Genomic DNA, 25,164 nt, shown 5'->3' with positions numbered 1-25,164 from the left:
TTTGCAAAGTTACGGTTTTCATAATTTCTGGCAATACCTTTTAAATTAAATAATTGCAGTTTTAATATAAGCCCCTACCAGTGCAAAAACAAACGGTTAATATTGGTAAAATAAGCCGTGAATATAGCATAAAGAAAGCTTTTGAGTGCAGGAGAAATCTATTTTAAGATGTTCTGTCGTAAAGATTTTGGCTAAAGCCCTTATCACATAAACTAATATTCCGTTGGCTGAAGCCAATGGCAATGAATTAAAATATCAGATTTTACCTACTTCAACAGTCAATAGCTCACCAAAAGGCATCATCTTGAAATTGTATGGCGTATAATTTACTCACCCCGACATCGCTACGCTTGTCGTCCCTCTCTTCGCCTGCGGCGGAAAGAGGATAAGGAAAAATAGATAAAGGATAAAGGAGCAAAGAAAATATTTATTTCACCCTCTTTACAGCGAAGCTGAAGAGAGGGTCGACAAGCGCAGCGATGTCGGGGTGAGTCGATGAACAAGCTGATTTAAAAAAACTGCCGTTTTATAGTTTCAATGTGCAGGGCAATATAAAAACGACCATTAACTGAATGAATTAAATATGTAAGAGGGCTTTAGCCAAAAATAATCTACAGGATTCAAAGCAACTTAACTGATTATCAGAAATTCGCAAAGAGATTACCAATAAAATTTAAGTATTCGCCAGCAAATCAAAATACTCATCATCCTCATTTTTGCCGCCAAAGCCTTTGCCTACATCTTCATGCGATGCTACAAATTCAATACGGGCTATCCATTTTACCATTTTATAACCCAGCTGGTTTTCAATACGCAAACGCAGCGGCGCGCCAAAGGCAGGTGTAAGGGGTTCGTAGTTCATTTCCCAGGCCAGTATCGAGGCTGGCTTCACACAATTGCCAATGGTATGGGTATCATAATATGTACCGCCAAACAGCCCTTCGCCAAAAGAGTAAAATGCAACTGTGGTTACCGAGTGGTGCGGTTTAACCAAATCCACCAGCGCCCTGATGGGCAGGCCGCCCCACTCCGCAATGCCCGACCAACCTTGTATGCAATGGTGCATGGTAATGTTTTGCTCCTTACCGAGTGCCATCAACTCATCAAGACTTAACTCCACCGGGTTTTCAACCAATCCGCTTATCTTGAGCTTGTAGTCCTTAAAATTGTTTTGCGCCAGACCAAGCCACTCCTCCGACTCAGGCAATTTGCCATTAGCCCAAAAGTATGGCGATATATCTTTTTGCTTATAATAACTATGTGGTTTAAATTTATTGATAGACAGGCTCCACAACCTACCATTAATAGCCGCCTGCACACGTTGTAAAAACCGCGGCCTTTTCCATGACAACCAGTGGGCAAAAAATCCAAACGCTACCGTAAATAAAATAATAGCCAGACCTGCATATAAACCCTGCGGATTGTGCGGATTATCGGTACCCGAGGTTATATGATTCATATTGCGAGCCAGGCCTGTGGCCACCACCATACTTACATGGATCACTATAAAAACCAAATAACCCAGCATTACCAGAAAATGTACAGAACGGGCTCCCTGACGGTTACCAAACAGTTTAGGCACCCAGTGAAACCTGTTTTCGATAGCCGGCGACATACCCATACCGCTTAGCATAGCTATTGGCGCCAACAAAAACACCACCCCGAAATAAGATAGCTGCTGCAGCGCGTTGTAATGGTAAAAGCCATTAGGCTCCACAGGCATGTTCAGCGTAGCATAATGCACAAACACATTCCATGAATCTGGTAAAATTTGCCATGACACGGGTACCAACCGTTTCCACTGGTTGGTTGAAAAAAGCATGATAATGAACAACACCCCATTCAACAGAAAAAACGGCACATTGATAAAATGCCAGCTGCGGGCCAGCCCTACCGTATGCCGGTAACCGGGCAGGCCAATAACGGGGCTCAGGTAACGAGCATCATCTTTCGCTGTTAAAACTTTATCACGCTTCACATTCAAAGGTGTAAATCGTATCCATTCCGTATCGGGTGTGCAGTTATTATTCCAGTATAGCCGAGGATGATCTGCAAGAATAGAGAGTCCACTTCTGATGATGATAATTAAAAAGAAAAAATTGATCCAGTGGCTCAGGCATATCCACCACGGAAAGCCACGCGGATCGGCATCGGTAACCGGCGGTAAGGATGCGGAGGGATCCACAGGCAGGCCCCAAACCAGGTATTGTAGCCAGGCGATACCAACAGTGGCCAACAACAACAGACCAATGATGTAAAACATGTAAGGTTTTAGGCCAACAACCACCCGCCTGTCTGGCGGAAAATGCACGGCCTGTTCATTCGCGTTAAAATTGGTAAACATACAATAGGGGTTATTGATATGGGCGCAATGCTACCTCACAGGACAATAGCTTGTTATTTATTTTTCAAACAGCATCAGTTAAGCTAAAGTTAAAAATTATTTTATGGATATTTACTAATAATACTGATGATAAACCGGTTATAACCAAAAAAATTAACTCCCGGGTAATTATGATATCATATGCCATACGCTGATGAAAAACCACCTTTAACCAAACCCGGCGAACCTATTACCGGGCATTCGTTGCAAACGTTTTTTCCGGGTTACTTCGCGCTGGTCATGGCAACCGGGATTGTATCCATTGGCGCTTTTTTGTATAATTTAAAATTGCTTGCGCATATATTATTTATAGCCAATATTGTTTTTTATGTGGCGCTGTGGCTCATATTCGCGGCTCGTGCCATCAAATACCCTTATGATGTGTGGAAGGATATTACCAGTTCATCGCGCGGGGGTACCTTTTTAACTATGGTGGCCGCCAACAATGTACTGGGCAATCAATTCGCGTTGATGACCTCGCATAAGTACGAAGCCATATTTTTATGGGAGTTTGGCCTGGCACTGTGGGTCATTATCACCTATACATTTTTTGTGGTGATAACCGCCAAAGAACCCAAACACGGTCTTGAAACAAGTTTAAGCGGTGCATGGCTGCTTATTGTAGTAGCCACCGAATCGGTTGCGGTGCTGGGCACGCTGGTAGCAGGTGATATGCTTTATAAAGATGTGGTGATATTCGTTTCCTTTTGCGCTTTTTTAATTGGCGGTATGCACTACATGGTATTTATTTCGCTCATTATTTACCGCTGGCTGTTTATCAGCATGAAAGCCGAACTGCTTACCCCACCGTATTGGATAAACATGGGTGCCGTGGCTATCACCACGCTTGCCGGCTCGCGATTGATCATGTACAGCCAGCACAACCATTGGATACCGGGTATTCAATATTTTTTGCCGGGGCTTACCGTATTGTTCTGGGCGTTTGCTACCTGGTGGATTCCCATTTTGATTTTGCTGCCCATTTGGCGGCATGTTATTCAAAAGGTCCCGCTCAAATACGATCCGCAGTATTGGTCGCTGGTTTTCCCGGCGGGCATGTATGCCGTAGCAACCCATAACCTGTCAAAAGCTATTGGTATTCCTTTTATAATGCCTGTATCACATGTTTTTATTTATTTCAGCATGGGTGCATGGGCTATAGTATTTATTGGGATGGTGCGGAGTATTGCAAGGTTAAAGCGCCCCGGAAAACAACAGCCAAATATTTCAGAAACTTAACACAGATGCGGGCAAACTAATGAACAATTCTGATTAAATTTGCCCTCCCATATGTATTTGCAACAGCTGTCAGTTATTAATTTTAAGAATTACCAGGAGGCCGAACTTGTTTTTAGTGAGGGGGTGAATGCCTTTGCCGGTAATAACGGAGCGGGCAAAACCAATTTGCTGGATGCTATTCATTACCTATCGCTGTGTAAAAGTTACTTTAACCCGATAGATAGCCAGCAAATAAAACAGGGGACAGATTTTTTTATAGTTACCGGTGTTTTTAACAAGAACGATCAGCCCGAAGCAGTGGCCTGTTCGGTGAAGCGTAACCAAAAAAAGCAGTTTAAGCGCAACAAGAAGGATTACCAGCGCCTGGCAGATCATATTGGCCTGTTGCCCCTGGTCATGATATCGCCTTACGATACCAGCATTATTACTGAAGGCAGCGAGGAACGCCGTAAGTTTATTGATAATGTAATATCGCAAACCGATAATTATTACCTGGATGAGCTGATCATTTATAATAAGGTACTGGCCAACCGTAACGCGCTGTTAAAGCTTATTGCCGATACGGGGCGTTACGATCCCAGCCTGCTGGAGGTACTTGATGAGCAGCTAACCAACTCTGGCAACAAGATATTTGAACGGCGCAAGGCTTTTATGGAAACATTTACAGCTGTTTTTAATCAGCATTACAGTTTTTTAAGTGATGGCGCCGAGCAGGTTGAACTCACTTATGAATCGCAACTGCTGAATGATGATTTCGCGGCGCTGCTTAAAAAAACCGTGGAGCGCGACAGAGCGTTGGAACGTACCACCGCCGGCATACATAAGGACGATTTGCAGTTTAATATACATGGCATGCCCATGAAAAAGTTTGGATCGCAGGGGCAGCAAAAATCATTTTTAATTGCCTTAAAGCTGGCACAATACAGCTTTTTATATCAGCAAAAAGGTTTTAAGCCTTTGCTGCTGCTGGATGATATTTTTGACAAGCTGGATGATGAGCGGGTTACCAAACTCATGAAAATGGTATCAAACAATGATTTTGGGCAGGTGTTCATTACTGATACCAGCATGAACCGCGTTCAGGATATTTTTAATAAGATAAACGTACCGGTAAAACTATTTAAAGTGACAGGAGGAGCGATAGATGCGTAAAGCAAATGACAAATCATTAAAGGACGCTATTGAGCAAATGCTGAACGTTTATAAAATTAAACGCCGCTTTGATGAAACCGCTGTAGTGGCCGCCTGGCCCGAGCTGGTGGGGAAACCTGTTGCCAACCGTACTAAAGAGCTGTTTATTCGCGACAGGAAACTGTTTTTGCGTATAGAATCATCCGTTATCAAAAACGAACTGATGATGATGCGTAACCAGATCATGGATAAAATAAACGAGAAGGCTAACAGTATATTGGTAGAGGAAGTTATTTTTCTTTAGAAAAACGAAATTTATGCTTTACACCAATATCATCGTTGATCATGGAGTAGGCTATAATAAATATACCGGGAATAATAAAAGCAAGCTGAACTTCGGGGTGTGCTTTATAAAGCAATATGGTTGCAGCAGTTAAACAAACTATGAGCAACAGGTATATGATACATTTCAAGAACAGTTTCATACGATTAACTTTTTAAGTTACCTGGTTTACAAATCTGAGCTTTGAAAAAAGCTTCGTTGGTTTGTAAACGTACAAAACGTGTACCAAACTACAAATTCAGAGGGTATAATTAACTGAATCACGCCCTCTGAATTATACTATAGTTAAAATTTTTCGAAAGCCGAAAAGAAGAAGTTTCCTTCAATCTCCGCGTTCTCATCAGAGTCAGATCCGTGAACCGCGTTGGCCTCAATTGATTTGGCAAACATTTGACGGATAGTACCTTCGTCAGCCTTAGCCGGGTCGGTAGCACCAATCAGTTTACGGAAGTCTTCAATAGCGTTATCTTTTTCTAAAATAGCGGCAACAATAGGGCCTGATGACATAAAGCCAACCAGATCCTTATAAAAAGGACGCTCTTTATGTACCTCATAAAACTGACCGGCTTTTTCAGGGCTTAATGAAGTATATTTTAAAGCGATGATCTTGAAACCGCTCTTCGTGATCTTGTCTATAATTGCACCAATATGCCCGTTTGCAACCGCATCAGGCTTAATCATGGTAAAAGTTCTGTTAGTTTTCATGTTCTTTGTTAAAATTGGCGCAAAAATAGGGTTTTACATCTGTAACATAAAGCGTTTTGAATTAAATTAGATGGTTTGTATTTAATTTATTTATTTAGCTTTGCAACTCTTTTTTAAAATTGATGTTAGATTTAGCTGCGCTTACACACCTTTTAGAACAACCTCAAAAAATAGTGATCACTACCCATCATAAACCTGATGGTGATGCTATGGGTTCGTCGTTAGGTTTGTACAATTACCTGATACAGCAGGGGCATCATGCCAAAGTAATTACCCCTACAGATTATCCCGATTTTTTAAGCTGGATGCCCGGCAATGAGGAAGTTATCATCTACACCGAACAGCCTGAGCTATCGGCCAGTTTAATTGCCGAGGCGCACCTAATATTTTGCCTTGATTTTAATGCCCTGAGCCGCATTAACGAAATGGGCGAACTGGTAGGCCAAAGCAGTGCCTATAAGATCATGATCGATCATCACCTGGAGCCTGAAGACTTTGATGATTACCGCCACTGGAACATCAATGCCTGCGCGGCGGCCCAACTGGTTTATGATTTTATAGTTAATGAGCTGCATCACCCCGAATTAGTTAATAAAGATGTGGCCACCTGCCTGTATACCGGTATCATGACCGATTCGGCATCATTCAGGCTGCCTAATACCACATCTGCCGTCCACCGCATCGCAGCCGACCTGATTGACGCGGGTGCCGTAAACTGGCGCATACATGAGCTGGTATACAATAGCGCGTCAGAAAACCGTTTAAGGTTCCTGGGGCATTGCTTGGCCAATTGCCTGGAGGTTTTACCGGAATATAATACCGCTATTATAGCTGTAGGCAAAGAAGATCTGGAAAAGTTTGATGTTAACACCGGCGATACCGAAGGCATAGTGAACTATGCCTTATCAATGGCCAGCATACGCCTGGCAGCGTTTATTGTTGAGCGCCGCGATAAGGTTAAGCTTTCCCTTCGTTCAAAAGGTGAGTTTCCGGCTAATGAAATTTGCAAAAAATATTTTAACGGCGGCGGTCACCGCAACGCGGCAGGGGGCTTTTCAAATGATAGCCTGGAACAGGTTATCAGTCAATTTAAATTAATTTTACCCGAATATAAAAAGCTATTAATACAGTAAGAAAAACAGTAAAAATGAAAAGAAAGTTAATGTTCTTGTCTCTTGCGGCTATAGGTTTAGCAAGTTGCAACGGTGGATTTAAACAAGGCGAAGGCGGCTTGCTTTACAATATCCACACCTCAAAAGGTGGGGCTAAAATTAAAACAGGCGATTTTGTGAGCCTGAACATGGTTGTTAAAACCGATGGTGACTCTGTATTAAACAGCACTTACGAAAGCGGTCAGCCAAACAGATTGGCAATGCCTAAACCACAGGCTAAAGGTGATGTGGTTGCCGGTATAAGTTTATTAGGCGAGGGCGATAGCGCTACCTTCAAAATCTCTGCCGACTCGATATTTAAAGGCGGTCAGCAACGTCCACCAAACTTTAAAAGCAAATACCTGGTGTTTCAGGTTAAAATTGAGAAAGTAATTGCTAAAGGCAACCTGAATGATCAGGTTTTTCAAGGCCGTGTTACCGATTATCTGAAAACCCAAATGGAAGGCCTGAAAGCACAGGAACCAGCCAAGATCAAAAAATACATTGACGATAACCACCTGAAACTTACTAAAACACCATCAGGCTTGTTATACGTGATCACTAACCCGGGTACCGGCGAAAAACCTGCTGTACACGATACCGCAGTTGTAAACTATACCGGTAAAATGGTTAATGGTAAAGTATTTGATACCAGCATTAAAGAAGAAGCACAAAAAGCAAAAATGCCTATGGACCCAATGCGTCAGTTTGCCCCTATCCGTATTCCAGTTGGCGAAGCTAAAGTGATACCAGGATGGGACGAAGGCTTGCAGTTGCTGAGCAAAGGCTCAAAAGCTATATTCATTATCCCTTCTGATATTGCTTACAAAGACCAGGGAATTGGCCCAATCGCTCCTTTCACTCCGCTTGTATTTGAAATGGAGATGGTAAACGTGGTTCACCCTAATCCAAATGCCCCAAAGCCAGTTGTTCCGCAAATGGCTCCACCGGCAGCTAAGTAATTAAAAATATTCACTACAGCCTTTTTGCCCGCGGGCAAAAAGGCTTTTTTTATTATATACCGATGAAAAGAATTATTTATATCCTGCTACCCGCGCTAAGCCTGCTTACACTGGGCGCATACGCCCAGGCCCCAACGCCGAGGCCCAATATGCAGCCTACCCCCAAGGGTGGATTTTACCAGTTATTTACCAACAACACCGGCGAAAAAATAAAGCTGAACGATGTGATCACCTTCAACTTTATTCAAAAAACCGATAAAGACTCTATTCTTTACAGTACCTATAAAGCGGGTAAACCTGTGCAGGCACAAATACAACCATCGCAAAACGTTGGTGATTTGATGGATGTATTTCCTTTATTAACCGTGAAAGACAGCGCACTGGTTAAAGTACCAACCGATTCTGTTTTTAAAGGTCATGAAGAGTCGCGCCCTCCGTTTTTCCCTAAAGGCAGCTACTTAACTTTCATCCTTAAAATTGAAAAGGTACAATCATTAAATGATGCCATTGCCGAAAAGAAAGCTGAAGGCCAGAAACTGAAAGATGCCGAAACCACTGCAGCTAACAGCTACATCACTTCGCACAAATTAACCCCTTTAACCACAGCATCGGGTTTAAAATATATAGTAACCCGTCCATCGGTAAAACGCAAACCTCTGGCTGGCGATACCGTACTGGTAAATTATGTTGGCCGCACGCTTAACGGTAAGGTTTTTGACTCGAGTGTTGAGGCCGAAGCTAAGAAAGCTAACCTGGATCAGCAGGGCCGTAAATATGAGCCTATAAGCGTTGTATTGGGACAGGGCCAGGTAATACCCGGCTGGGACGAAGGCTTGCTTTTATTAAATGAAGGCTCAAAAGCTACACTCATCATTCCATCATCATTAGCTTATGGCGAAAGAGGTGCAGGCGAAGACATTGCCCCATACAGCACTTTACTGTTTGATCTGGAACTGGTACAGGTTAAACCAGCCAAACACAAGTTTGCGCCAAAAACCGGCATCATGAACCCGGCTAAAAAACGGGTGTACAAAAAGCCAGTACCAAGTAAAAAGACAAATTAGCATACCAGCCTTCTGCCAAAAAACAGAAGGCTTTTTTATTTTTGCACTATGGTATTAACCGACACGCATACGCACCTGTATTACGAAACTATTGCCGACAAACGCGCCGCGTTGATGGAGCGCTGCCTTGGCAACAATATAAACCGCCTGTTTTTGCCCAATGTAGATATGGCATCGGTACCGTTGATGTTTGATCTGGTACATGCCTATCCGGAGCAGTGCTTTGCCATGCTGGGTTTGCACCCCTGCTCGGTAAAAGAAAACTGGCAGCAGGAACTGAACGATATCCGCGACGCGCACCAGCAAAATAAAATTTATGCCATTGGCGAGATAGGCATTGACCTTTACTGGGACAAAACCCATCTGAAGGAGCAGATAGAAGCCTTTCGCCAGCAGATCGATTGGGCCAAAAGCCTTCAACTACCCATCGTGATCCACTGCCGCGATGCTTTTAACGAAGTATATGAAGTACTACAGCAGGAGCAGGACGAAAACCTGCGTGGCATATTCCATTGTTTTACCGGTACACTGGAGCAGGCCCATAAAATAACCGACCTTGGTTTTTACCTGGGTATAGGCGGCGTGGTAACTTACAAAAATTCGGGTTTGGATAAAGTTGTAGCGGAAATTGACCTGAAGCATATAGTTTTAGAAACAGATTCTCCGTACCTTACGCCCGTTCCGTACCGCGGCAAGCCTAATGAAAGTTCATACCTGATCTACATTGCAGAAAAAGTGGCGGACTTGCATCAAACAGCTGTAGAAACAGTGGCCGGTATAACCACCGAAAATTCCAGGCAGTTGTTTGGCATATAATATTTGTTTAATAAATTCATACAGCATACACCTTATTTAATGAGCCAGATACTGATCATCTATACCGGGGGTACAATTGGGATGATGACCGATCCCGTGACTAAAGTGCTTAAACCTATCAACTTTGAGCAAATAATGGACAATGTTCCTGAACTGGAGAAACTTAATTGCCGAATTAAGGTACACTCATTTGAGGAGATCATTGATTCGTCAAACATGAACCCGGCTATCTGGGCCGAACTGGCCGGCCTTATCCAATCAAACTATCATGACAATGACGGCTTTGTGATATTACACGGCTCGGATACGATGGCTTATACGGCTTCGGCACTGAGCTTTATGCTTGAAAATCTGGGTAAACCGATAATATTTACCGGATCGCAGCTGCCTATCAGCGCCATACGTACCGATGCCAAAGAAAATTTGATGACGGCCATTGAAATCGCTAAATCAAAAAAAGCCGACCGCGCACGTGTACCGGAGGTGTGTATCTACTTTGACTATAAACTTTTCAGGGGCAACCGGGCGTTTAAATATAATTCATCAAAATTTGAGGCTTTCCGATCGCCAAATTATCCTATACTGGCCGAATCCGGCGTACACCTGCGCTTCAGTGCGAATGATATCAGGCACCCGGAGGATGAATCTAAACTCATTATCCACAACAACCTGGTGAGCGATGTAGCTGTACTTAAACTGTACCCGGGCATTGGCACCAAAGTGGTTGAAACTATATTAAACTCTGACGTACGCGGCATTGTGATGGAAACATTTGGCGCTGGTAACACTACTACCGATAGCTGGTTTATTGACCTGCTTAAAGGCGCTATAGACAGCGGTAAGGTTATTGTTGATATATCACAGTGTAAAGTAGGCAGTGTTGAACTGGGCCGCTATGAAACCAGTCGCCAGCTTAAAGATATTGGCGTTGCCAACGGTTACGACATGACCTTTGAATCGGCCGTAACCAAGATGATGTTCCTGCTGGGCATGTATGACGACCCTGCCACAGTAAAACACTACATGGAGCTTGACCTGCGCGGCGAGATCACAGTATCGTAACTGAAACATCACCTATATTGTTACCGGAGAAACGAAGCATCTGTTATTGAGTATGCCTGTTATTTAATAGATTAGCAACCCAATTAAAAATGGGTACCTACATCTATATGAAAAAAAAATTGTTTCCCTGGTTAGACAAGCTGTTTATTGAAGCGGATAAACAAGACATCAGAAGAACTAAAAATATAAAATTAATTCCCGATTTCAAGAATAGGAGAGGTGGAAAAACTTCTTATGCGGAATGGGCACATGTTATAGGCATTTTTCAAACCATTATTTATCAAACTCTTGAAAAGAAAACAGGCAACAAAATTTTAGATATAGGTTGCGGAACCGGTTTGCTTGGGATCGCGTCGGAGCCATTTATCTTCGATGAAGGAGTTTATACCGGGATTGATGTTATGACCGATGATATCAATTTTTGTAAATCTCATTTTACATCTAAAAGCTACAATTTTATACATCTTAATGTAGCCAATCCTTCTTATGCAAGTACTCAGTCATCAATATTAGCCCCCTGGCCTATCAATGACGGATCGCAGGATTTGGTTACAGCACTATCCGTGTGGACACATTTAAATGAAACCGATGCTATCTTCTACTTTAATGAAATTGCCCGGGTACTGAAAAAAGGCGCAAAAGCTATTATTACCTTTTTTGTTTTAGATGATGAATACAATGACTCATTAAAAAAAAGGAGTAATGAAACAGGCAGATTCCATTTTACAAACCAAAACGATTGGATTTTTGATGTTAAAGCTTATGATTCAGAAAACTGGTTTACAACAAAACTGGCCAGAAACCCTGAAGATGTAATTGGTGTTACACAAAAAGCCATCAACACACTTTTAGAAGCATCAGGCTTAAAAATGATCCAACATTACCCGGGAAACTGGAAAGAGTATCCCGGTGTATTCTTTCAGGATATTTTAATTTTAGAAAAATAGTCTTATTAAATTCAATTCAGTCACCAGGAGCTTTTACAATCTCTCCTGCGCTCGTTTATAACGAGTGCTTAACGTGTGGCGGCGATTGTATCGCCCTTCTTACACATTGTAGTGACTTGCGTTTAAAACGCTAATCCATTTTAAGCACTCGTTATAAACGAGCGCAAGTAATGATACAGGCTATACTATGCCTGATGTTGCCGCTGCACCCTACGATGCGTAACATTCCTTACCGTTTTTGTTTTTGACTTTTTGCGTTTGCCCAGCCAAATGATAAATCCGGTTATAGGTAACGAGGCACAGATCAGGCTGGCCAAAAAGGCAATTATTTTGGTAGTTATCCCTCCTATTTGTCCAACGTGCAGATCGTAATTCATCTCATTCATCTTGAGGCCGGGACTTTTTTTACTTTGAGGGGTTTGCTTTAACAGCTTACCGGTATACTTTTCAAAAATGTATTCATCACTATTATAATAGTGCAGGGTTTGCGCATACGCACTAATACCTACCACGCCAGCCGCCGAAGCATCATCATTAATAAAAAACATCTCGGCTTTGGGCGAACGGGCCTGCGCTACAGCAAAAGACCGGTCAACAACCGTTTTATTATTTACCTTCCCGTTTAACAGCGAATCTGATTTCAGTATTTCTTTCTCCGAAGGATATTCCCGACCGAGGTTAGCGGTGGTATAAATACCTTCGCGCACAGAATCAAATACCATAGATAAACCTGTTATGGATAATATGATAGCTATAGAAGTGGCATAGAAACCCAGCACATTATGCAGATCATAATTTACCCTGCGCCAGCGGCCATTCCACTTGATGTTGAAGCTGCGTTTGCGATCGCTTTTGCGTTTGGGCCACCATAATATCAACCCGGTGATCATGATCACCATAAATATGATAACTGATATGCCAACCACCAGACTCCCCACTTTGGCAGGGAGCAGCAGGTACAGGTGTATATATTCTACAATGATGAAAAAGTTTTTCATCGGATTTTCTGTATGCAGAATTTGCCCCGTATAGGGGTTCATGTACACATACAGCATACCGTCTTTAGGCAAATTCACCAGCACGCCAGCCGGCCTGTCGACACCATAGTAGTACATATAAGTCGCCGTAGCGCCTTTACGGCCTTTTAACGCTTCGGCTTTTAATACAGATGGTGACAGATAAGGCTTATGCTGTACCTCCACATGCCGGTACTTTTGCATGGCATCCTGTATCTCATCCTGAAAACAAAACAGGCAGCCGGTAATGCTCACAATAAACACCACCAGCCCGGATATAAACCCGAGCCAGCGATGACAAAACAGTATGATCTTTTTAAAGGTCATGTTGATGTTTTAAAATTTGTAAGTGAAGCTAAGCGCGTAACTCCTTAATCTTTGGGGGTTAACAGTTGTATATCCTATCCAATATTTTTCGTTTGTAAGGTTATCCATTTTAAAACCAACACGGTAACGGCTTACATCATAAAATACAGATGAGTTTAAAACAGTGTAAGCCGGCAGTATGAATACCCCTAATGTTTTACTATTAACCACTTTATTGTCGCTGGCGTAGTTACCACCAAAGCCAAAGCCCAAACCTTTCACCGCGCCTTTTGAAATACGGTAACTTGCCCAAAAGTTAGCCTGGTAAGGCGAACCCGCGGTTGATGGGCGCAAACCCTCTACAGTAGCATCAGCGGTTTTCTCTAATTTTGAATCATTGTAAGCAAAGCCTGCAACTATATTTAAACCTACAATAGGGTTGGCAATAATTTCGGCTTCAATACCACGGCTAAACTGGGTACCATCCTGTACTGATAAGTTTGGAACATCTGAAGGGCGAACAATATCTTTTACTTTAATATCATAGTAGCTTACCGTACTGCTTAACTTACCGTCAAACAGATCAATCTTAACACCACCTTCTATCTGATTAGCCTGCTCAGGTTTTAATGGCTTGTTATCAACTGTAGTACCAGTTTGGTTATTAAAACCATTTTGATAGTTGGCAAACAGGGAAACATGATCTTTCACCGGCTGATAGATCAACCCGAATTTTGAAGCAAACGCCGTTTGCTTAAACCCGCCGGAAGTAGTTTTGGTATCGGGGCTGTAGTTCCCTTTATTGTCAAAACGATCCACACGTAAAGCCGCGGACGCGATCAGTTGATCGGTAATATTGAATACATCAGATATATAAGCGCTGTAAGTATTTATTTTGTAGATAGAAGGATAAGTAAAATCGTACGTTCCTCCGGCATATAAAGCATCCATAGCAGCTTTATTGAAGCCTGAATAATCATGGTTACCCACGGTAGAAACCGCATCAAGCGTGCTGCCAAAGAAAAACTGGTTGGAGTTTTCCCTGTAAAAATCCAAACCACCAACAAAACGGTTCCTGAATTTACCTATTTTAAAATCGCCGTTAAAATTTTGTTGTATCTCGATCATATCATCCGTACTGTTACGGGTTGACTGATCATTACGGGAAATTGAATCGCCGGCCAATAAATAAAAGTAAGGGCCGAAACCATTTGAATAGCTATGACTGGCGCTAAAATTGGTACTTGATGTCCAGGCATCAGATATTTTATATTTTACCTGTCCAAAAAAGTTGGTTGTTCTTGATGTCTGGGTCAAATCATTTCCGGTATAGCTTTGTTTATAATCAAGATTGAGCTCATCGGCACGATCATGTCCTAAAGCTGCAATGGTTTGTCCGAAGGGAAAAAAGAAGATAGACTTACCAATATTTTTACTGTAGAATAATTCGGCATCAAATGAAATAGTTAACCTGTCGGTAGCTTTATATAATAAACTTGGCGCTATTGACCAGTTTCTGTTGAAACCAGTATTTTGAAAACTGCCATCATTATTAAATGCCGTATTTAAACGGAACAGCACTTTGTTTTTAGGATCTAAAGGGGTGTTTATATCAAGTGCAACACGATGAAAATCATAATTACCATCTGCAAAAGTAACTTCGCCGCCAAATGACTCATATGGCTTTTTGGTTACACGGTTAATTAAACCTCCGTATGAGGTTAAAGTACTTCCGAACAAAGTTGCCGAAGGCCCCTTGATCACTTCTATCCTATCCAGGTTTACAGCATCAATAGTCGAAGTAACATTACCTGCTATTCCATTCCTGAGCTGGCTTTGAACAATAAACCCGCGTGAGTTATAATACGCGCCGCCATCGCCGCCCCTACCGGTAGCTTCCCACATTTTTTGTATACCGGGAGCATTCCTTAAAGCATCATCCACAGAAAAAACCTGTTGCTCCTGTAAAAGTTGGTTAGTAATGGTTGAATAAACCTGAGCATTTTCAAGATTGCTTAGCGGCATTTTAGCCACATCCACACTTCTTTTAGCCTGAAACTTGTTTACTTTGTTTCCGCTCACGCTTACTTCCTGTAAGGTGTTGGTGGCGTTGCTTACGGTAAACTGGGGCAAGTTGATAGTTTGTCCGGCCTCCACATTAACTTCTGTTTCCTGACGTTTACTGCCTATTTGAGATACTATTAAAGTGTATTTCCCTTCGGGCGCCCTTAAGCTGAAATCGCCGTTTTCGTTGGTGATAGTTCCGTATTTGGTATCCTTTAGGGTTATAGAAACGTTTTCGGCAGGGCCATCGCTCTGAATTACTACATGGCCTTTTATAGTGCCTTTTATTTGCTGGGCTTGTACATTAACCGAGCTAAAAAAGAGAGCGATAGTTAAAATAGAAAGAGAAAATATTTTGTAAAAATTAAGTTGGGGTTGTTGCATTTTATTTAGACTAATTATAAACAATGGCCAAAAGTAAGACACAATGCCTTACAATCCAAATTATCGATAATAATTCTAAATAATAACCGTGGTTTTAGTGTATTTTTAACACTTAGTTAAATATCCATTACGTCTTTTTTCTTTTTACTCTTCATTCGCTTGGGTACAAATTCAAGTATCTCGTTTTTCAGGGCTTCTATCATACGGCGCTTTAAAAAGTTACGCTGTATCACAATGCTCACCTCACGGGCAGGTTCCGGCGATTTAAAGTAACGCACCTTATCTAACTGTTTATCGCTTAATTCGGCCAGGGCCAGTTCGGGCAAAATGGTGGCGCCGTTGTTTTGGTCAACCATACGTTTCAGGGTTTCTACACTGCCTGTATTATATTCAAAATGCAAAAAGCCCTTGGTTGATTTGCGGCGCTGGCAAATATTCAATACCTGCTCGCGCATGCAATGGCCCTCATTTAGCACCCAGATCTCTTCCATATCAATATCATCGGGATTAATGTTCTTCTTTTTGGAGAGTTTACTATTTTTGGATACATAGGCCACAAAGTTTTCATAAAAAACAGGAATCTCCGTCAATGAGCTCTCATGCAGCGGGGTCGACATGATACCGCAATCAATCATTCCCAGTTTCAATTGCTGAACAATCTCTTCGGTAGTTTGCTCCCAAACAATAAGCTTAACTTGCGGGTACTTTTCGATAAACCCATGTATGATCTTAGGCAATATATAAGGTGACACTGTAGGAATGATACCCACACGCAGCTCACCCGATAGTTCTTTTTGCCTGTCGGTAATAATTTCCTTTATCTTTTCACTTTCAGATAGCATAACGCGTGCCTGCGAAATGATCTCGATACCAATCTCAGTAGGTGTTACCGGCTGCTTGCTACGGTCAAATATTTTAACGCCAAGCGTATCTTCCAGCTTTTGCACCTGCATGCTTAAGGTTGGCTGTGTTACAAAGCACTTCTCGGCTGCCAGTACAAAACTCCGGTAGGTATCAACAGCTACAATATATTCAAGTTGTGTAATTGTCATATAGATAAATTCTATTCAAATATAACAATTATTGATTTTTTCTATTAAATTTTTATATTCATTTTTGAACCAGAGACAACCAAATTATTTATGGAAACCAATAAGAAAAAATTAACCACGGCCTCCGGCATCCCCTATGTGGAACATGAAAATTCTTTAACAGCCGGCCCCCGCGGACCGATACTGTTACAAGACTTCATCCTGCATGAAAAAATGGCTCATTTTAACCGTGAACGCATACCGGAGCGTGTTGTACACGCTAAAGGTTCGGGTGCTTATGGCAAGCTGACCATCACGCATGATATATCAAAATATACCCGTGCCAAAATATTTAATGCCATAGGTAAAGAGACTAAGCTTTTTATTCGTTTTTCAACCGTAGGCGGCGAAAAGGGATCGGCTGATACCGAGCGCGACCCGCGTGGTTTTGCCATCAAATTTTATACTGAGGATGGTAACTGGGACCTGGTAGGTAACAACACACCGGTATTTTTTATTAAAGATCCTAAAAAATTCAGCGATTTTATCCATACCCAAAAACGCGATCCTTATACCAACTGCAAAAGCGCTACCATGATGTGGGATTTCTGGTCGTTAAACCCTGAAAGCCTGCACCAGGTAATGATCGTGATGAGCGACAGGGGCACACCTTATGGTTACCGCCATATGGATGGCTTCGGCAGTCATACCTTCTCATTCATCAATGCGCAAAACGAAAGGTTCTGGGTAAAATTCCATTTTAAAACTCAGCAGGGCATTAAAAACTTCACCGATGCGGAAGCCGGTGATATGCGCGGCAAAGCACCTGATTTTGCACAACACGACTTGTTAACAGCTATTGACAATGGTGATTTCCCGAAATGGGACCTGAAAATACAGGTAATGCCAGAGGCCGATGCCCAAACATACCACATTAACCCCTTTGACCTGACCAAGGTTTGGCCGCATGCCGATTACCCGCTGATTGACGTAGGTGTGATGGAGCTTAATGAAAATCCTGATAACTACTTCGCGCACGTTGAGCAGGCTGCCTTTGCACCGGCACACGTGGTTGATGGTATTGGTTACTCGCCAGATAAAATGCTGCAGGGCCGCATACTTTCATACCCGGATGCGCAACGTTACCGTTTAAGCGGCAACTATGAGCAAATTCCGGTAAACAAATGCCCTTACCTGGTAAGCAATTATGAAAGAGATGGTGTGATGCGCGTTGACGGCAACCACGGTTCGGGACCTAATTATTTCCCTAACAGCTTTGATAATATTGAACCAGATCAAAGCTACAAAGAACCAGCCTGGGATTTTGGCCACGGTGTTGCCGATTGGTATGACCGTAATGCCGAAGGCGAAAACGATCATTACAGCCAGCCGGGTGCCTTATACCGCCTGATGGGTGAGCAGCAAAAACAGGAACTGATCAATAACATTGTAGGTGCTATGAGCGGTATTGACGGACCTAAAAAAGACCTGATCGTTAACCGTCAGTTGTGCCACTGGTTCCGTGCAGATATCAACCTGGGCATGGCCATTGCCAAAGGCCTTCAGCTTGACCTGAACGAAACCATGAAGCAAATGCCGACTTCGGTTTGATAGTGAGTGGTGAGTAGGGAATAGTTAATTCCTTACAACTCGTATAAAAAAGGTCCGGACTATACAGCCCGGACCTTTTTTATACTCTTAAATCTTGTCATTGCGAGCGTAGCGTGGCAATCGCGAACAATACTTAGCGGATTTGTACAGTTCGCGATTGCTTCGTTCCTCGCAATGACAAATCTGTTTAGCTTAATCCCTCTCACTACTCCACCGTAACAGACTTAGCCAGGTTTCGGGGCTGATCAACGTTACAGCCACGCATTACGGCTATATGGTACGCCAGTAACTGTAATGGTATGGTGGCTACCAGCGGAACAAAGGCCTCGTTGGTTTGAGGTATCTCTATCACATAATCAGCCATATTCCTTACTTCGGTATCACCTTCAGTAACTATGGCTATTACATGCCCTTTGCGAGCTTTTACTTCCTGTATGTTACTGATCACTTTTTCGTATGATGAATGCTGCGTAGCGATGAACACCACCGGCATTTCGTCATCAATTAAAGCGATAGGGCCGTGTTTCATCTCGGCAGCCGGATAACCCTCGGCGTGGATGTAAGATATTTCCTTGAGCTTTAAAGCACCCTCTAAAGCCACCGGGAACGAGCTTCCCCTTCCCAGGAACAAGCAGTTGGTTGAATCTTTAAACTTTGCGGCAACTTCCTTTATCCTGTCATTTGATTTCAGTGCCTGCTCTACCAAATGCGGCACTTCATTTAATTCGGTTAAATACTCTACCAGCTTGCTTTGGGTAATGGTACCTCGCTGCTGCGCTATATAAAAGGCAATAAGTGTAAGCACACTCACCTGGGCGGTAAAAGCTTTGGTTGATGCCACCCCTATTTCGGGACCGGCGTGGGTGTATACCCCAGCATGAGTAATACGCGGTATAGATGCACCGACAACATTACAAACACCAAAAATGGTAGCCCCTTTTTCTTTGGCCAGTTCAATGGCCGCCATGGTATCGGCTGTTTCGCCTGATTGTGAAATGGCTATCACCAGGTCTTTCTCGGTAATAATGGGATTACGGTACCTAAACTCAGAGGCATACTCCACCTCAACCGGTACACGGGCATATTCTTCAATTAAATACTCGCCTACCAGACCTGCATGCCATGATGTACCACAAGCGATGATAATAATACGGTCAACATTTTTTAACTTCTCGGTATACTCCTTGATCCCGCCTAACTGCACCTTACCCTGCTGCGGATAAATACGGCCACGCAAACAATCGCGGATAGAGCGCGGCTGCTCATATATCTCCTTGATCATGAAATGATCATAGCCACCTTTTTCCAGCATTTCAAGCTTCAGGTCAAGCTCATGTATATACGGGGTTTGAACAGAGTTGTCGATATTCTTGATCAACAGATTATCCCGATGGATGTAAGCTATTTCATTATCATTTAAATAGATCACATTTTTGGTGTACTCCACAATAGGCGTAGCGTCAGATGCTATAAAATACTCACCCTTACCTACACCAATAACCATTGGGCTGCCTTTACGTGCTGCTATTAACTGATCAGGCTCATCGGCGCTCATGATCACGATGGCGTAAGCGCCAATAACTTTGTTTAACGCCACACGTACAGCATCGCGCAGGTCAAGGCCTCCCTGTTGCTGTATATCTTCTATCAGGTGAATTAAAACTTCGGTATCAGTATCGCTTTTAAAAACGTGGCCTTTGGCCAGCAGGGTTTCTTTAATGATGCCGTAGTTTTCAATTATACCATTATGAATAATAGTCAGTTTTCTATCGCCGGATGAGTGCGGGTGCGAATTCCGGTCACTTGGTTCACCGTGGGTTGCCCAGCGGGTGTGCCCCATTCCTATTGTCCCTTTCAGGTCAACATTCTTTACAAATTGTTCCAGGTCATCAACCTTCCCGGCCTTTTTATACACTTTAAGTTCCTGATCCAGTAAAGCGATACCGGCACTGTCATACCCCCGGTATTCTAACCGGTGGAGCCCTTTAATAACTATCGGATAAGCGTCTCTATAACCTATGTAACCTACAATTCCACACATAATTTAATCTGATAAAATGCAAATTGAATAAAAATAATCAGCTATATAACACACGAGCGCGCTAATTATTTTGATTTTTTTAACTTAAGGGTAGAGTTTACAGGCACTTAAAAATAAATTTTAAAAAGTGCAATTGGCTTAAATAAAAAATCCCCTTATCGGGGATTTCTTTTTATTTAAAATGTAATTCTTTTACTTGCGTATGCGGGTGTAAATGATGTTCAGCTTAATTTTATAAGGCGAATTTTTATCGCTGCCAACAGCTATGGTACGAGCTGCAGTTTGCGCGCTTGGCCCTATATTAGTTGTTGCTACACCTCCGGATGCAGTAGAGGTAATTTCTGTAGTATCAATAGGAGCCACATAAGTTCCGTAGTCTATCGTTTTTTTACGTATCAAATCCTGAATATATGAGGTAACCAGGAAACGGTACTGCTTATGTGTTTTATCATACCCTCCGCCAAATTGTGCAATTTGGTTACGTATATCAGCAGTAGAGGCATCTTGTATATACGTACGCTGGTGAGCAATATCTAACTTATACATAGTTAACTTAGGCAACGGCGCATAAGGTATACCGGAGTTGGGTACCGGTGTAATTACCAGTTCGGCCCGGTTAAGTACGATAGAATCAGGATTAAACTGACTTAGGCCAGGAAAGCTAACTTTTGCCCTCAGGCCTGCAAGGCCCTGCAGGTAAAACGTACTTTGTGATCCAGTTGTAGCGTTTAAAGCCGCTTGAATAGTTGCACTATACTTATGTGTTATTTCGGCACTATGCGTTGAAAAAGGCAAAATGGTTGAAGCCGTATCAATTGTTGATCCGTTTACCGTTTTGTAAAAAACATCTAAATGCGATGAATCAAGTGCCAGTTGTATAATGCCACCTACATTGGAGGCCTGCCCTTTATCTAATTTAATATATAAACCCTTTACAGCGGTCTGGAAAAGGCCGGGAGAGTTTAGCTGTGAGCCGTTCGCATTAAACAGGTTATCATAAATAAACTGCTTGCTGAATGGTATACGCACCTGAGGCCCTACTTTTTGTATAGTATCAACCTTAGCATCGCGAATGCTGGCTATAGTTACGCTATCATGTGTACGTGCTATAAAGGTTTTTGAACCCAATACATTACCGGAATTGTATTGCCAATGCTTGTTATTATAATAGGTTTGAGCGTTGGCTACTTCACTTAGCTGGTATACGCTGGCAGTAAAGCGTGTAGCAACAGAATCACCGTAAAAACCATTGGCATAGCGCAGTACCAACACTGCCGAGTCGATAGTTAGTGTACCGGCAGGCACTGTATACGCCGCACCGTTAGGGAGTGTAAGCCCTAAAGCTACGTTGGCTACGGTAGTTCCAAAATCAGGATCAACGAAATTGCCAAGCGGTGTTTTGGGTAGCACAGAAGTTACTACCGAATCTTCCGCAACGGTGTTAACAACCACGTTTGAATCAACAATAAGGCTACCATTGATCTGATTTTCAGGGGTTATGCCTAAACCTATCCCATCCTGGCGTTTACAACTATTAAAAATAAAAAGACTTATTAACAGCGTCAATAAGTCTAATCTTAAAAATTTCATATATAATATTAAAGATTAAGCAACATCCACCAATTCGTCGTTGGTAATTTCGTCGTAAAAATTGTAATAATTTTCGAAATCTGCGGTAGAATCAAATTCTAAAACCGATTTATTGCTGTTTTTAACATTATTTAACACATCTGCATCTATATTTTCGCTGCCCAAAACAATACCATCGGTGTATTGGATAGCACCCGCGTAAAGTGCAGAATTGGTACCTTCCCTGTAAGCCTCCACATGCTGTTCTGTCATGTTGCTCATGATGGCTTTATTCACAAAATCGCTGTTCATTTTCTCTTTAAAATCATTTTCGTAGATAGAGTAAATGATTTTTGAATTCTTGAAGGTAGGGTCGTCTTTATAAGTAGTTTTTAAATAAGCAGGAACCAACGCGCTTAACCAGCCATGACAGTGAATAATGTCTGGAGCCCAGCCTAATTTTTTAACGGTTTCCAATGCGCCTTTGCAAAAGAAGATCATACGCTCATCGTTATCGGCGTAAAACTTACCATCTTTATCACCAAACACATGTTTACGCTGAAAATATTCTTCATTATCTAAAAAATACACCTGCATACGCGCCGCCGGGATAGATGCTACTTTAATGATCAGCGGGTTATCATTATCATTGATAATAATATTCATACCCGACAAACGGATCACTTCATGAAGCCTGTTTCTGCGCTCATTAATATTACCAAAACGCGGCATAAGGATACGGATCTCGTAACCTTTCTCCTGCATGGCCTGCGGAAGTTGGCGTGTTATTTCGGCAATTTTAGTGAGTTCGAGAAAGGGAGACATTTCATGAGTTATAAACAGAAGCTTAGATTTACCCATCACTTAATCAGTATTAAATATGTAAAGAAGTCAAAAAATTTGAGTCTGCAAATATAAGCATTATTATATGAACTGTCAACGAATTGCGCAAGTAACTTTTGGTATTTTTTAAGCAAATGCACACCTTTACCAAATTTTTTTGCTGTAATTGCAATAAAAATTTTACACGGCCGCAGGTCATAAAAAATCGAACTAAAGGCTTTTATTCGCTTTATAACCATATAGGGCAAATCTTTTAATGAAAATATTTACTACCAAAAAAGAAACTGAAACCTACTTTGCCAACAAAGGCGAAAAGGTAACCGGATTTGTTGCTACTATGGGTGCTCTGCACCAGGGACATATATCATTAATTAAGCAGGCGCAGCAAAGTACCAACGAAGTGGTGTGCAGCATTTTTGTGAACCCTACGCAGTTTAACGACCCCAAAGACCTTGAAAAATACCCACGCCCAATAGCGGCCGATATTAACATGCTGGAGCAAACTGGCTGCGATGTTTTGTTTAATCCGCCGGTTAATGAAATGTATGCTGATAATGAGAAATGGCATTTAAACCTGGGCGATCTGGAGCATTTACTGGAAGGCGAATTCAGGCCGGGGCATTACCAGGGCGTTACGCAGGTGGTCTATAAACTATTCAGCATCATAAAGCCTGATTTTGCTTTTTTTGGCCAAAAAGACTATCAGCAAATTTTAGTGATCAATAAAATGGTTGAATTATTGAACATGCCGGTTAAACTGGTGATGTGCCCTATACTGCGCGAAGATGATGGCCTGGCCATGAGCTCGCGCAATATCCATTTAACCCCGTTTGATCGTGAAAACGCGCTTATTCTTTCCAAAACATTAAGCTGGGCAAAAAATAATTTTGACAGCAATAATATCTCCGCCATAAAACAGCAGGCCGGGCAAATGATCAGCAGTCAGCCTGGGGTTGAACTGGAATACTTTGAAATTGTGGATGGCCAAACCCTGCACCCAGTAACCTCCGAAAGCAAAACCGTGGTTGCCCTGGTTGCTGCCCGAGTTGGTAAAACAAGACTGATAGATAATGTGTTAATTGATTGATGATTCATAGTTAATGGTTCATAGATCATGGCTCATAGTAAAAAGTCCATAGGTCAATTAACTGAACTACAGGCTCAAATCATTTTACAATCTATGGACTATCAACTATGGGCTATCGACTAAATTTATTTATAACTTTGCGCCATGATTATTGAAGTATTAAAGTCCAAAATTCACCGGGTTAAGGTAACACAGGCCGAGCTGAACTATGTGGGCAGTATTACAATTGACGAAGACCTGATCGAGGCGGCTAATATTATCCCCAATGAAAAGGTTCAGATTGTAAATAATAACAATGGCGCCCGTTTTGAAACTTATGTAATAAAGGGCGAGCGCGGCAGCGGCACCGTATGCCTTAATGGTGCAGCAGCACGGTTAGCTCAGGTAGGTGATACCGTGATCATCATGTCATACGCGTACATGGAACCGGCCGAAGCCCGCACCTATGAACCACTATTAATTTTCCCAGACCCGGACAATAAATTGATCAAGTAATAAAGTAAATTAGCGGCACTTAAGCCGCTAATTTATTTTAATGAAACCTTAGCGCGGGTCTGCACCTATCCCTAACGATACCTTCAGGTTCACATCCGTATCGCTGGCCTTACGCAGCAGATAAACCATTCTGATGCGTACGCTATGCTCGCGTACCAGTTCATCTAAAAAGTGCGAATTATCAATATCCAGTACAATACTGTTGCCAGCAGCGGTGGTAATATCCTTGCGTACGGCTACAAGCACTTCGTCGCTGCCATCAGTTTTACCCATATATACCCGTAAAGAAACAATATTGCCAATATTATAGTTGGATGGATCTTTTGATTGAAGCCTGGCTGATATGATGCGTACTTCCCTGATCTTGCCCGCATTATTCCCATCTTTGGTAAAATCCTGATCAAAACTATTGGCCGTGCTAATGGCCGTATTCGGTTCGCCTACTTTGGCCGAAGCTGGGATACTTAGATTAGCAGTATACGGAAAAGTCGATTTCACTATGGTTTGCATCATGGCACAGCTCCCTAAAAATAAAGCGGAAGCCAATAAAATGAATGTAGGTTTCTTTATCATGCTAAATTCAGGTATTTATCCTTTGCACTACATATAAAGCTCAATTGTCTTTGCAGTGTAAATTACGTAATAAAGCTCAGTAATATATTTCATAAAACCGATTGTTAATAAAAGACTTTAAAATACAATTGCGGCTTACTTGAACTGGTTAGTTTTATATCACTTAAAAATACATATTTTTTATAATCTTAATATTATTTTAAACCCTATAAAACATTAAAATATCGGCAAATAAAGCGTTTGAAAAATTTTATAAAAAAATAGGCGAAAAATTTTAACAAAACTCTATCTTTGCACCCCGACACTGAGGTCGGGATTTCTCGCCTTCAGTGCATAGGAAA

The 25,164-nt window shown here is 42.0% G+C and carries 22 protein-coding genes; 12 read left to right on the top strand and 10 right to left on the bottom strand.

The window, feature by feature from the left end; translation table 11 throughout:
- Positions 1–673 precede the first annotated feature (673 nt).
- Complete coding sequence (locus AAGC65_RS15615) at positions 674–2,344, bottom strand: molybdopterin-dependent oxidoreductase (RefSeq protein ID WP_343113393.1); 1,671 nt, start codon at positions 2,342–2,344, stop codon at positions 674–676.
- Positions 2,345–2,524: 180 nt separating this feature from the next.
- Between AAGC65_RS15615 and AAGC65_RS15610 the strand changes: the two genes are divergently transcribed.
- From AAGC65_RS15610 to AAGC65_RS15600, 3 genes are read left to right on the top strand one after another with little or no spacing between them, the layout of a single operon-like run.
- Positions 2,525–3,622: a tellurite resistance/C4-dicarboxylate transporter family protein gene (locus AAGC65_RS15610; protein ID WP_343113392.1), complete on the top strand. Its 1,098-nt coding sequence runs from the start codon at positions 2,525–2,527 to the stop codon at positions 3,620–3,622.
- A 51-nt stretch (positions 3,623–3,673) separates the two neighbouring features.
- The gene (gene recF, locus AAGC65_RS15605; protein WP_343113391.1) at positions 3,674–4,774 is read left to right on the top strand and encodes a DNA replication/repair protein RecF; all 1,101 of its coding nucleotides are present in this window, start codon (positions 3,674–3,676) and stop codon (positions 4,772–4,774) included.
- Positions 4,767–5,057 carry a DUF721 domain-containing protein gene (locus AAGC65_RS15600; protein ID WP_343113390.1) on the top strand — a complete coding sequence of 97 codons (291 nt, stop codon included), beginning with the start codon at positions 4,767–4,769 and terminating at the stop codon, positions 5,055–5,057. The genes recF and AAGC65_RS15600 overlap by 8 nt, the downstream gene beginning before the upstream one ends.
- Here AAGC65_RS15600 and AAGC65_RS15595 read toward each other — a convergent pair.
- Positions 5,044–5,238: a hypothetical protein gene (locus AAGC65_RS15595; RefSeq protein WP_343113389.1), complete on the bottom strand. Its 195-nt coding sequence runs from the start codon at positions 5,236–5,238 to the stop codon at positions 5,044–5,046. The genes AAGC65_RS15600 and AAGC65_RS15595 overlap by 14 nt on opposite strands.
- A 143-nt stretch (positions 5,239–5,381) precedes the next feature.
- Positions 5,382–5,801, bottom strand: a complete 420-nt coding sequence (locus AAGC65_RS15590) for a nucleoside-diphosphate kinase (RefSeq protein WP_290325817.1) — start codon at positions 5,799–5,801, stop codon at positions 5,382–5,384.
- A 122-nt stretch (positions 5,802–5,923) separates the two neighbouring features.
- On the opposite strand from AAGC65_RS15590, the gene AAGC65_RS15585 reads away from it, so the two are divergent.
- The 6 genes from AAGC65_RS15585 to AAGC65_RS15560 all read left to right on the top strand — a co-directional run bounded on the left by AAGC65_RS15585 (position 5,924) and on the right by AAGC65_RS15560 (position 11,803).
- A complete protein-coding gene (locus AAGC65_RS15585) occupies positions 5,924–6,934 on the top strand; it encodes a DHH family phosphoesterase (RefSeq protein ID WP_343113388.1) in 1,011 nt (336 codons plus the stop codon).
- 14 nt (positions 6,935–6,948) lie between these two features.
- Positions 6,949–7,914: an FKBP-type peptidyl-prolyl cis-trans isomerase gene (locus tag AAGC65_RS15580; protein WP_343113387.1), complete on the top strand. Its 966-nt coding sequence runs from the start codon at positions 6,949–6,951 to the stop codon at positions 7,912–7,914.
- 62 nt (positions 7,915–7,976) lie between these two features.
- Complete coding sequence (locus AAGC65_RS15575) at positions 7,977–8,978, top strand: FKBP-type peptidyl-prolyl cis-trans isomerase (protein ID WP_343113386.1); 1,002 nt, start codon at positions 7,977–7,979, stop codon at positions 8,976–8,978.
- A gap of 48 nt (positions 8,979–9,026) precedes the next feature.
- Positions 9,027–9,794 carry a TatD family hydrolase gene (locus tag AAGC65_RS15570; protein WP_343113385.1) on the top strand — a complete coding sequence of 256 codons (768 nt, stop codon included), beginning with the start codon at positions 9,027–9,029 and terminating at the stop codon, positions 9,792–9,794.
- 39 nt (positions 9,795–9,833) lie between these two features.
- Positions 9,834–10,856 carry an asparaginase gene (locus AAGC65_RS15565; protein ID WP_343113384.1) on the top strand — a complete coding sequence of 341 codons (1,023 nt, stop codon included), beginning with the start codon at positions 9,834–9,836 and terminating at the stop codon, positions 10,854–10,856.
- A 107-nt stretch (positions 10,857–10,963) separates the two neighbouring features.
- The gene (locus tag AAGC65_RS15560) at positions 10,964–11,803 is read left to right on the top strand and encodes a methyltransferase domain-containing protein (protein ID WP_343113383.1); all 840 of its coding nucleotides are present in this window, start codon (positions 10,964–10,966) and stop codon (positions 11,801–11,803) included.
- Between the two features lie 185 nt (positions 11,804–11,988).
- On the opposite strand, the gene AAGC65_RS15555 is transcribed toward AAGC65_RS15560, so the two are convergent.
- The 3 genes from AAGC65_RS15555 to AAGC65_RS15545 all read right to left on the bottom strand — a co-directional run bounded on the left by AAGC65_RS15555 (position 11,989) and on the right by AAGC65_RS15545 (position 16,625).
- Entirely contained in the window at positions 11,989–13,146 is a 1,158-nt protein-coding gene (locus tag AAGC65_RS15555) for a PepSY-associated TM helix domain-containing protein (protein WP_343113382.1), read from the bottom strand.
- Positions 13,147–13,155: 9 nt separating this feature from the next.
- Positions 13,156–15,573 (bottom strand): TonB-dependent receptor, encoded by a 2,418-nt coding sequence (locus AAGC65_RS15550; protein WP_343113381.1) that lies wholly within the window; start codon positions 15,571–15,573, stop codon positions 13,156–13,158.
- A 116-nt stretch (positions 15,574–15,689) separates the two neighbouring features.
- Complete coding sequence (locus AAGC65_RS15545) at positions 15,690–16,625, bottom strand: LysR substrate-binding domain-containing protein (protein ID WP_343113380.1); 936 nt, start codon at positions 16,623–16,625, stop codon at positions 15,690–15,692.
- A 90-nt stretch (positions 16,626–16,715) separates the two neighbouring features.
- Here AAGC65_RS15545 and AAGC65_RS15540 point away from each other — a divergent pair, with 90 nt between their 5' ends.
- Positions 16,716–18,215 carry a catalase gene (locus tag AAGC65_RS15540; RefSeq protein ID WP_343113379.1) on the top strand — a complete coding sequence of 500 codons (1,500 nt, stop codon included), beginning with the start codon at positions 16,716–16,718 and terminating at the stop codon, positions 18,213–18,215.
- A gap of 205 nt (positions 18,216–18,420) precedes the next feature.
- Here the strand turns inward: AAGC65_RS15540 and glmS are convergent, their stop codons facing one another.
- The 3 genes from glmS to AAGC65_RS15525 form a co-directional block, all read right to left on the bottom strand.
- The gene (glmS, locus tag AAGC65_RS15535; RefSeq protein WP_343113378.1) at positions 18,421–20,256 is read right to left on the bottom strand and encodes a glutamine--fructose-6-phosphate transaminase (isomerizing); all 1,836 of its coding nucleotides are present in this window, start codon (positions 20,254–20,256) and stop codon (positions 18,421–18,423) included.
- Between the two features lie 192 nt (positions 20,257–20,448).
- A complete protein-coding gene (locus AAGC65_RS15530) occupies positions 20,449–21,846 on the bottom strand; it encodes a DUF4270 family protein (RefSeq protein ID WP_343113377.1) in 1,398 nt (465 codons plus the stop codon).
- Positions 21,847–21,861: 15 nt separating this feature from the next.
- Positions 21,862–22,686 carry a glycogen/starch synthase gene (locus AAGC65_RS15525; protein ID WP_343113376.1) on the bottom strand — a complete coding sequence of 275 codons (825 nt, stop codon included), beginning with the start codon at positions 22,684–22,686 and terminating at the stop codon, positions 21,862–21,864.
- A 238-nt stretch (positions 22,687–22,924) separates the two neighbouring features.
- On the opposite strand from AAGC65_RS15525, the gene panC reads away from it, so the two are divergent.
- Complete coding sequence (gene panC, locus AAGC65_RS15520) at positions 22,925–23,755, top strand: pantoate--beta-alanine ligase (RefSeq protein WP_343113375.1); 831 nt, start codon at positions 22,925–22,927, stop codon at positions 23,753–23,755.
- Between the two features lie 144 nt (positions 23,756–23,899).
- Positions 23,900–24,250, top strand: a complete 351-nt coding sequence (gene panD / locus AAGC65_RS15515; RefSeq protein ID WP_343113374.1) for an aspartate 1-decarboxylase — start codon at positions 23,900–23,902, stop codon at positions 24,248–24,250.
- A 48-nt stretch (positions 24,251–24,298) separates the two neighbouring features.
- On the opposite strand, the gene AAGC65_RS15510 is transcribed toward panD, so the two are convergent.
- On the bottom strand, positions 24,299–24,823 hold the full coding sequence (locus AAGC65_RS15510; RefSeq protein WP_343113373.1) for a hypothetical protein: 525 nt from the start codon (positions 24,821–24,823) through the stop codon (positions 24,299–24,301).
- Positions 24,824–25,164: the final 341 nt, after the last annotated feature.

This window comes from Mucilaginibacter sp. (assembly GCF_039207105.1).
Taxonomy (GTDB): Bacteria; Bacteroidota; Bacteroidia; order Sphingobacteriales; family Sphingobacteriaceae; genus Mucilaginibacter.
This window is presented reverse-complemented; position numbering and strand designations above follow the sequence as displayed.